The organism is Acidovorax cavernicola (assembly GCF_003581445.1).
Genome location: NZ_QXMN01000079.1, coordinates 1 through 9,644, shown reverse-complemented (window position 1 = coordinate 9,644; position 9,644 = coordinate 1). Strand labels below are relative to the sequence as shown.

Genomic DNA, 9,644 nt, shown 5'->3' with positions numbered 1-9,644 from the left:
GGCGGGGGCAGGGTCACTTGTCGTAGAGCGTGTCGAGCGATCGGAAGCCTTTGACCTCGATCGGGTTGCCGAAGGGGTCGCAGAAGAACATCGTCCATTGCTCGCCCGGCTGGCCTTCGAAGCGCACCTGCGGCTTCAGCACGAACTCGGTGCCGGCGGCCTCGAGGCGCCCGGCCAGTGCCTGCCAGTCGGGCAGGGCGAGCACGATGCCGAAGTGCGGCATGGGCACCATCGCATCGCCGACGCGGCCGGTGCGGGTGGTGGCAAAAGGTTCGCCCAGGTGCAGCGAGATCTGGTGGCCGAAGAAGTCGAAGTCGACCCAGGTGTCGGTGCTGCGGCCTTCGGCGCAGCCGAGCACGTCGCCGTAGAAGCGGCGGGCGTCGTCCAAGTCACGCACGTGAATGGCAAGGTGAAAGATGCTTTGCATGTTTTGGATTATGGGCAGCGGTGCTGTGAGAATGCCGGACTTTCTTTCTTCATGGAGCTCGCCTTGCGGATACTCCGAGCCCTCGTCGCACCGCTGCGCCTGCTGTCGCGCGGCACCGACCGGCCGGCGCCTCAGCGCCTTCCTGCACCTCTGTCCCACCTGAACCGTTTGACCCGCCAGATCGTTGTCGGTGTCGGCGGTTGCTTTCTTGCGGTACTCGGCGCGGCAGCACATGCCGCCACCTGCCCGCCCTCGGCCATCGCGAGCCTCGAGAAGCCCGGCATCGGCCTGCGCAACGGCGTCGACCGCGGCCTGCTGTGGCGCATCGAGCGCGACGGCCGCACCTCCTGGCTCTACGGCACCATGCACCTGGGGCGCGGCGAATGGGTGCGCCCCGGCCCCACCGTGCAGAACGCGCTGACGCAGAGCGACACGCTGGCACTCGAACTGGATTCGCGCGACGAGGCCACGGTGCGCGCCTTGAGCCGGGCGGCCGATCCGGCCGCGGTGGCGCGCGTGCTCAGCGGCGAACGCGCCCGCCGGCTCGAGCGCCAGAACGCCGAGGCCTGCGTGCCGCCGGGTTCGACCGCCAGGCTCCCGCCCATCCTGCAGGTCACGGCGCTCACGGCGCTGGCGGCGCGCGTCGACGGCCTGTACCCGGAGTTCGGCGTCGACGAAACACTGGCCGTCTCGGCCCGCAACAGCAACAAGCCGATCGTCGCGCTCGAGAACGCGGCCGACCAGCTGCGCTGGCTGACCGACGGTTCCGAAGCCGAGGAGGGCGAGCAGATCGACGCCATGCTCGACGAGCTGGAATCGGGCCGGCTGCGCGGCCAGCTCAAGACGCTGGCCGACGTCTGGGCACGCAGCGACGCAGCCCGGCTGGCGCGCTATGCCGAGTGGTGCGAGTGCCTGAACACGCCGGCCGAGCAGCGCCTCATGAAGCGCCTGCTCGACGACCGCAACCCCGGCCTGGCCGACGGCATCGAGCGCCTGCATGCGGGCGGGCGGGGCGTGTTCGCGGCGGTCGGCGCGCTGCACATGGTCGGCGCGCAGGGCCTGCCCACGCTGATGGCGTCGCGCGGCTTTCGCGTGACGCCGGTGCTCACCGAGGCGCAGGCGCAGATGGCGCTGCCGATGCCGCCGCTCGCGGCGCCCGAACCGCCGGCCCGCAAGGCCGTGCGTGGTGGCAAGAACGTCAAGGGGCAGAAGGCGGGCAAGGGCCAAGGCCAGAAGGCTGCGTCGAAATCCGGTGCCAGGGCCGCCGCTGCGCCCCGGAGCAGCAAGGCGTCGTCGGCAAAGGCTGCACCCCGTGCAGCCGCCCGCGCCCCGGCTCCCAAGGCCGCCAACAGCAAAGTGCGCCGATAATCGCGACCGCCATGCACACGCTGCGCCTCCACCCCCGCCTGATCGGCCGTCTCGGCCGGTGGGTGCTGCTGTGGTTCGTGCTGTCGCTGGGCGTGGCGGTGGCGTCGCCCGTGGTGCATCCACAGGCGATGGAGCTGGTGTGTGCCGGCGCCGGCACCATCAAGGTGGTGGTGCACACCGAAGACGGCGTGCAGGACCTGGGCGCCACGCACATGGATTGCCCGCTGTGCGTGCTGACCGGCGCACCGCCCCCGCCGCCGCTGGCCACCGCCTTCGACCCGCCCCTGCCGCTGGGGCGCGTGCTTCAACCCATTCCCGCCGCGCGCCATGCCGCGGCCACGGCCGCACCACTGCCGGCCCGCGGACCCCCGCGCTTCGCCTGAGCGATCAACCCCGTCGCAGCCTGTGAGTGCACCCCGTGTGCGCGCAGGCGGCCCCCTTGGTTTGAAGTTCGTGGAGCCGGTTCCTCTTGAAACAGCACTCCCTCGCCCTGGCGATCGCCATGGCCTTTCCTTTCAGCGCGCCGGCGTGGGCGCAGCAGCAGTCGTCGCCGCCCGAGGCTGAGGCTGAGGCCGCCCCGGGCCGCGCGCTCGGCACCGTCACCATCAGCGGCGGCCGGCCGACCTCGCTGCCGACGCAGATTCCCACCACCATCGAAGGCGTGACCGCCGAGCAGATCGCCGAGACGGTCAACGCGACCGACGCCGAAGACGCGCTCAAGTACCTGCCGAGCCTGCTGGTGCGCAAGCGCTACATCGGCGATTTCAACCACGCGGTGCTCGCCACCCGCGCCTCGGGCACGGGCAACAGCGCACGCGCGATGGTCTACGCCGACGGCATCATGCTGTCGAACCCGCTGGGCAACGGCGCCACCTACGCGCCGCGCTGGGGCATGGTGTCGCCCGACGAGATCGAGCGCGTCGATGTGCTCTACGGTCCGTTCTCCGCGGCCTACCCGGGCAACTCGGTGGGCGCCGTGGTCGACTACGTGACGCGCATGCCCACGCAGCTCGAGGCGCACGTCAAGCTCAGCGGCTTCGCCTCGAACTTCGACCTGTACAACAGCCATTCGTCGCCGGGCGGCCAGCAGCTCGACCTGTCGCTGGGCAGCCGCAGCGGCGACTGGTCGTGGTGGCTCGGCGCCTCGCGCACCCACAGCAAGGGACAGTCGCTGGTGTTCGCCAACCGGCTGGTGAGCGCCGGCACCGCGGGCACGCCCGTCACCGGTGCCGTGCTGGGGATGAACCCGTCGAACCAGCCGTGGTGGCTGCTGGGCGGTACCACCGCCTACGACACCACCCAGGAGCAGGCCAAGCTCAAGCTGGCCTACGACTTCTCGCCCACGGTGCGCGCCACCTACACGCTCGGCGCCTGGCACAACACCACGCACGGCAGCACGGACACCTGGCTGCGCGACGCGCTCGGTCAGCCGGTGTACGGCGGGCGCGTGAACATCGGCGGGCGCACCTACACCCTCGACACGCCGGCCGCCGCCTTCGCGCCGACCGAAACGGCGCTCACGCACTACATGCACGGCCTGTCGGTGAAGAGCCACACGGGCGGCGTGTTCGACTGGGAGGTGGCGGCAAGCCTGTTCGACTACGCGAAGGACACCTCGCGCACGCCGACAGTGGCGCTGCCGGGCGCCTTCTACGGCGGCCCGGGTCGCACCACCGACATGGGCGGCACCGGCTGGCACACCTTCAAGGCCGCGGGCACCTGGCGTCCCACCGGCTCGGCCGAAGGCGTGGGCGCGCACGTGGTCGATTTCGGTTTCCAGCAAGACACCGCGCGGCTGCGCAGCGCCATCGGCACCACGCGCGACTGGATCGGCGGGCCGGCCGTGTCGCCGTTCTCCGCCTTCAACGGCAACACCCGGCTGCGCTCGCTCTACGTGCAGGACACCTGGCGCTTCGCGAAAGACTGGAAGACCACGCTGGGCCTGCGCCACGAACGCTGGGAAGCGTACGGCGGCCAGCTCGGCAACGCGACAAGGCTGCTCGACTTCGCGCCGCGCAAGAACAGCTTCGTCTCGCCCAAGGCCGCCGTCGCCTGGCAGGCCACGCCCGACTGGCTCTTCAAGGCCTCGACCGGCCGCGCCGTGCGCATGCCCACCGTGAGCGAGCTCTACCAGGGCTCGATCGAGGGCAACCGCATCGTCAACACCAACCCGGACCTGCGTCCCGAGCGCTCGTGGACCGCCGAGCTGAGTGCCGAGCGCGACCTCAAGCGCTGGGGGCTCGACGGCGTGCTGCGCACCACGCTGTTCTTCGAGCACACGAAAGACGCGCTCTACACCCAGGCGCTCACCAATCTCGTGAGCACGGTGCAGAACGTCGACGCCATCCGCACGCGCGGTCTGGAGGTGGCGCTGAGCACGGTCGACGCGGGCATCCGGGGGCTGGACCTGAGCGGCAGCCTCACGCTGACCGATTCGAAGATCACCGCCAACAGCGGCTTCCCGGCCAGCGTCGGGCGCGACCAGCCGCGCGTGCCCAAGGTGCGCGCCTCGGTGCTCGCCACTTACCGGCCCGACGCGAAGTGGAGCTACACCGTCGGCGCGCGCTACAGCGGCCGGCAGTACGGCACGCTCGACAACAGCGACCCGAACGGCATGGCCTACATGGGCTTCTCGAAGTTCTTCGTGGTCGACGCGCGCATCCGCTACCGCATCGACCGCCAGTGGAGCGCCGCCGTCGGCATCGACAACCTGAACAACCGGACCTACTGGGCCTTCCACCCGTACCCGCAGCGCACCTTCGTGGCCGAACTCAAGTTCGACCTTTGACCGACCTTTGACCCTCACCTTTTCTCACGCAAGGACACACGCCATGACGAAGCCTTCGACCCCGACCTTCCAGACCCTCGCCGCCTGCGCCCTGCTGGCCGGTGCCAGCGCCGCCGGCGCTCACGTGAGCCTGCCGCCGGGCGGCGCCACCGTCGGCAGCGAGTACAACGCCGCCTTCCGCGTCGGCCACGCCTGCGAAGGCGCCAAAGCCACCACCGGCCTGGCGGTGCGCCTGCCCAAGGGCTTCGTGCTCACCGACGCACAGGCACGCAAGGGCTGGAAGCTCGACGCACCCAAGGCCGGCAGCGCCGAGGGCGAAGTGCGCTGGACCGCGGAGACCCCGCAGAACGCACTGCCCGGCAGCGAGCGCGGCGAGTTCGTGCTGCGCGGCAAGGTGCCCGCCGCGCCGGGCCCGCTGTGGTTCAAGGTGCGCCAGGACTGCGACGTCGGCAGCGTCGACTGGGCCGAAGTGCCCGCCTCCGGCACCGCCGTCGCCGGCCTGAAGACGCCCGCGCCCCGGCTCGACGTGGTGGCGCAGGGTGTGGCCACGGTCGACGTGCGCGACGCCTGGGTGCGCCAGTCGGTGCCGGGCCAGAGCGGCACGGGCGCCTTCATGAAGCTCACCGCGCCCACGGGCACGAAGCTGGTCGGCATCTCGACGCCCGCCGCCGGCGTGGCCGAGGTGCACGAGATGAAGATGGAAGGCGACACCATGCGCATGCGCGAACTGGCCGGCGGCCTCGACCTGCCGGCCGGCAAGACCGTCGAGCTCAAGCCCGGCGGCTACCACGTGATGCTGATGGACCTGAAGGGCGCGATGACCAAAGGCGCGACCGTGCCCATGACCCTGAAGTTCGAGGACGCCAAGGGCGCGAAGACGACGCTGGAGCTGAAGCTGCCGGTTGGGGCGCCTGAAGGCGCCGCTGCTGCTGCTCCCGCGGCGGGCGGTGCGCACCAGCACAAGCACTGATCCGGCCGAACCGGAGGCGCCGAACCGTCAGAGCAACTGGTCCGGTGCCAGCGGCCCGAACAGCCGCAGCAGGAAGCGCAGCGTGGCGCTGGCGTCGGGCTCGGTGCCCGTGTCCTGCAGGCCGCTGCCTTCGGGCGCGTGCCATACCAGCGCGCCCTTTTCCAGCTCGACATGCCACGAGCGCTCGCGCATGCCGCGCTCGATCTGCTCGGCCGCCATGCGCGAGAGTTCGCTGCTGCGGATCAGCAACGCGATCTCGGTGTTCTGCAGCTGCGAGCGCAGGTCGAGATTCATGGAGCCGACCACCAGCAGCCGGCCGTCCATCACCAGCACCTTGGAATGCAGCATCGCGCGCGATGCACCGCTGACGCTGCCGCCCGAGGAGCCGAACACGTTGCCGAAGTCGGCCTGTTCGCTGCGCAGTTCGTACAGCTCGACGCCCGCCGCGAGCAGCGCCTTGCGGTGGCGCGCATAGCCCACGTGGGCGATGGGCGCGTCGTTCGAGGCCAGTGAATTCGTCAGCACCCGGATGCGCACGCCCCGCGCGCGTGCGGCCGCAAAGGCTTGCTGCATGTCGGGGCCGGGCACGAAGTAGGGCGAGATGATCAGCAGGTCGGTGTGCGCCTGGCCGATCAGGTGCAGCAGGCCTTCGACCACCGTGTCGCCGCTGGCGGCCAGGTCGGCCAGCGCCGCGGCGTTGCGCGAAGGCAGCTCGGGCTGGCTCACCACGAGGTCGGGGTTGCGCGTGGCGCCGGGGCCGCGGTCGGCCGGGATCTTGCCGGGCGCGTCGGCCAGCATGAGCGCCGGCGCCCAGACGAAGGCGGCGCTGCGCAGGTCGAGCGGTTTCTCGTCCCAGGCGCGGGCGCGTTGCTCGGCCGTGGGGGCCGCGCCGGGGCGGGGCTCGCCGTCGGGCGGCTTCGGCTGGTTGCGGGCCTGGGCCGCTTCGTCGTCGAGTTCCTTGTCGACGCGCCGGGCGCGCTCGCGGATGCGCTGGAACTCCTCGCGCGAGACCAGCGACTGCACGGGGTAGGCGCGCTCGTTGTTCCAGTAGCTGTCGAAGCTGCGCGACAGGTCCTGCACGATCGGACCGGCCGCCAGCACATCGACGTCGACGAAGTTGCCGGTGGTGGCATTGCCGAAGTAGGCGTCGCCCAGGTTGCGCCCACCCGTCACGCCCATCACGTTGTCGGCGAGGAACAGCTTGTTGTGCATGCGCTGCTGGATGCGCGAGACCTCGCCGATCGCGTTGAGCATGCGGTTGAAGCCGGTGCCGCGCGAGCCCGCGAGCGGGTTGAACAGGCGCATCTCGATGTTCGGAATGAAGGCCAGGCCGAGCACCAGCGCGTCGCGGCCGATGGTGTGGAAGTCGTCCAGCAGGATGCGCACCCGCACGCCGCGCTCGGCCGCCGCCTGCAGTCCGCGCACCAGCCGGCCGGTGCTGGCGTCGGCATGGATGGCGTAGTACTGCAGGTCGAGTGTTTTCTGTGCGTTCTCGATCAGCGCCAGCCGGCTGCCGTAGGCGGCCTGCGGTCCGCCCAGCAGCAGGAAGCCCGAGTCGAAGCGTGCCTTGTCGGCTGCCCGGCGCTCTTGCAGCAGGGTCGCCAGTGCGGTGCCGTCGGATGAAGCGAGGGCGGTCGAGACCGGGCGTTCCACGTCCTTCGGCAGCTGCGCGCAGGCGCCGAGCACCAGGATCGCCAGCACCGCGGCGCTGCGACGGAAGAACGCGTGGAAGGAGGAGGGCATGCGGCGGGGTCTTTCCGGGGGCCTGCGAAGGCGGTGCCGCATGTATAGCCGAGTTGGCGCCCGCCGTGGGTGGGACGGGCGCGCAACCGGCGTGAGGAGACGACGGTCAGCGACCCGCGCCGAGCGCTTCCTGGCGCTCCATGGCGGCGAGCAGCTCGTCGTCGATCTTGGCGTGGCGCTCGCTCAGCTCGACGGCGCGCGAGGCGTCGGTGGCATAGATGGCGCCGCCGTCGAGTTCGAGCATTTCGCTGATGCGCTTCTGCTCGGTTTCGAGGGCTTCGATCTGCGCGGGCAGGGCTTCGAGTTCGCGCTGTTCCTTGTAAGAGAGCTTCTTGCGCGGCCCGCCCGCCGGGGCGGCGGCTGGTGCGACAGCCGGCGCAGGGGCCGGTGCGGCGGCAGGGGCCGGTGCCGAGGCGGCGCGCTGCTCGGCGATCTCGCGCGCGCGCTTGGACTGGATCAACCAGTCTTCCACGCTGCCTTCGTACTCGCGCCAGCGGCCGTCGCCCTCGAAGGCGATCGTGCTGGTCACCACGTTGTCGAGGAAGGTGCGGTCGTGGCTCACGAGGAACACGGTGCCGTCGTAGTCCTGCAGCAGGCTTTCGAGCAGTTCGAGCGTGTCGATGTCCAGGTCGTTGGTCGGCTCGTCGAGCACCAGCACGTTGGCCGGGCGCGCGAACAGGCGCGCGAGCAGCAGGCGGTTGCGTTCGCCGCCGCTGAGCGAGCGCACGGGGGAGTTGGCGCGCGCGGGGGAGAAGAGGAAGTCCGACAGGTAGCTCTTGACGTGCTTCTTCTGCGTGCCGATTTCGATCCACTCGCTGCCGGGGCTGATGAAGTCTTCCAGCGTGGCGTCGAGGTCGAGCTTGTCGCGCATCTGGTCGAAGTACGCCACCTGCTGGTTGGTGCCGCGGCGGACCTTGCCGCTGTCGGGCTCGAGTTCGCCTAGGATGAGCTTGAGCAGCGTCGTCTTGCCGGCGCCGTTCGGGCCCAGCAGGCCGATCTTGTCGCCGCGCAGGATGGTGCCGCTGAACTTGCGGATCACCGTCTTCTCGCCGAAGGACTTGGTGGCCTCGGTGAGCTCGGCCACGATCTTGCCGCTGGACTGGCCCGAGGCCACGTCCATGTTCACGCTGCCCTGTACCTCGCGGCGCGCGGCGCGGCTGGCGCGCAGCTCCTGCAGGCGCGTGATGCGACTCTGGCTGCGCGTGCGGCGGGCCTCGACGCCCTTGCGGATCCAGATTTCTTCCTGCGCCAGGAGCTTGTCGGCCTTGGCGGCAATGACGGCCTCCTGGGCGAGCTGCTCATCCTTCTGGATCAGGTACTGCTCGAAGTTGCCCGGGTAGGAGCCGAGCTTGCCCCGGTCGAGCTCCACGATGCGGGTGGCGACGCGGTTCAGGAAGCTGCGGTCGTGGGTGATGGTGACGACGCTGCCCTTGAAATCGATCAGCAGCTGTTCCAGCCACTCGATGGAGTCCAGGTCCAGGTGGTTGGTCGGTTCGTCTAATAGAAGCACGTCCGGCGCGGCCACCAGGGCCTGGGCCAGCGCGACTCGCTTGCGCGTGCCGCCCGAGAGGGAGCCGACGCGCGCGTTGCGATCGAGGTGGAGGCGGTGCAGCGTCTCTTCGACGCGCTGCTCCCAGTTCCAGGCGTCGTAGGCTTCGATCTGGGACTGCAGGGCGTCCAGGTCGAGCCCGTCCGCGCCGGAGAGATACAGGTCGCGAATGGCGATGACTTCGCCCAGGCCCTGGCTGGCGGCGGTGAAGACGTCCGCATCCATGTCCAACGCGGGTTCCTGCGCCACGTAGGCGACGCGCAGGTTCTGCTGCAACTGCAACGTGCCGTCGTCGGGCTTCTCCAGCCCGCCCAGTATCTTGAGCATCGACGACTTGCCGGCGCCATTGCGGCCGATCAGGCCGATGCGTTCCGATTCGAGAAGAGAGAAGTCCGCATGATCCAGCAGCGGGACGTGACCGAACGCGAGCTGCGCGTCGAGGAGTGTGATGAGTGCCATGTGGCACGGATTATCGGAGGGGCGGGTGACGGCGCCTGGTGGCAAGGGAACAGAGCTTCTTCGTGTCCCTCTATATAGGGGCGCGAGATGCCTGGGAGAGACGCCTGCTGCAGGGGGGCGGGGCTCGAGGCTGGCAACGTGCGAGACAGAAAGGGCCTTCTTCAACTTTCTTTCAATGCGGCTTGCACGAGTCGAAATCTGTCATATACTCGTGGGCTTCGCTACTGAATACCTCTGGTGTTCGAAGCGATCGGGGCTCTCAGGAGTGCTGGTTGTGGATAGTGAAGAAAGTCTTCGAAAGTTGACGCGGTTTGAAAAAACAGTGCATAATCGAAGGCTT

7 protein-coding genes are annotated in these 9,644 nt (G+C 69.8%); 4 read left to right on the top strand and 3 right to left on the bottom strand.

Features of this window, described 5'->3' with window-relative positions; translation table 11 throughout:
- Positions 1–13 precede the first annotated feature (13 nt).
- A complete protein-coding gene (locus D3H34_RS30440) occupies positions 14–427 on the bottom strand; it encodes a VOC family protein (RefSeq protein ID WP_119558574.1) in 414 nt (137 codons plus the stop codon).
- A gap of 63 nt (positions 428–490) precedes the next feature.
- Between D3H34_RS30440 and D3H34_RS30435 the strand changes: the two genes are divergently transcribed.
- From D3H34_RS30435 to D3H34_RS34950, 4 genes are all read left to right on the top strand, one after another.
- Complete coding sequence (locus D3H34_RS30435) at positions 491–1,795, top strand: TraB/GumN family protein (protein WP_286186466.1); 1,305 nt, start codon at positions 491–493, stop codon at positions 1,793–1,795.
- Positions 1,796–1,806: 11 nt separating this feature from the next.
- Complete coding sequence (locus D3H34_RS30430; RefSeq protein ID WP_119558570.1) at positions 1,807–2,178, top strand: DUF2946 family protein; 372 nt, start codon at positions 1,807–1,809, stop codon at positions 2,176–2,178.
- Positions 2,179–2,297: 119 nt separating this feature from the next.
- A complete protein-coding gene (locus D3H34_RS30425) occupies positions 2,298–4,583 on the top strand; it encodes a TonB-dependent receptor (protein WP_119558568.1) in 2,286 nt (761 codons plus the stop codon).
- A 43-nt stretch (positions 4,584–4,626) separates the two neighbouring features.
- Complete coding sequence (locus tag D3H34_RS34950; RefSeq protein ID WP_119558566.1) at positions 4,627–5,553, top strand: copper chaperone PCu(A)C domain-containing protein; 927 nt, start codon at positions 4,627–4,629, stop codon at positions 5,551–5,553.
- 27 nt (positions 5,554–5,580) lie between these two features.
- Here the strand turns inward: D3H34_RS34950 and D3H34_RS30415 are convergent, their stop codons facing one another.
- Both D3H34_RS30415 and D3H34_RS30410 read right to left on the bottom strand, forming a co-directional pair.
- Complete coding sequence (locus D3H34_RS30415; protein WP_119558564.1) at positions 5,581–7,296, bottom strand: phospholipase D family protein; 1,716 nt, start codon at positions 7,294–7,296, stop codon at positions 5,581–5,583.
- 106 nt (positions 7,297–7,402) lie between these two features.
- Entirely contained in the window at positions 7,403–9,304 is a 1,902-nt protein-coding gene (locus D3H34_RS30410) for an ATP-binding cassette domain-containing protein (RefSeq protein WP_119558562.1), read from the bottom strand.
- Between the last annotated feature and the right edge of the window lie 340 nt (positions 9,305–9,644).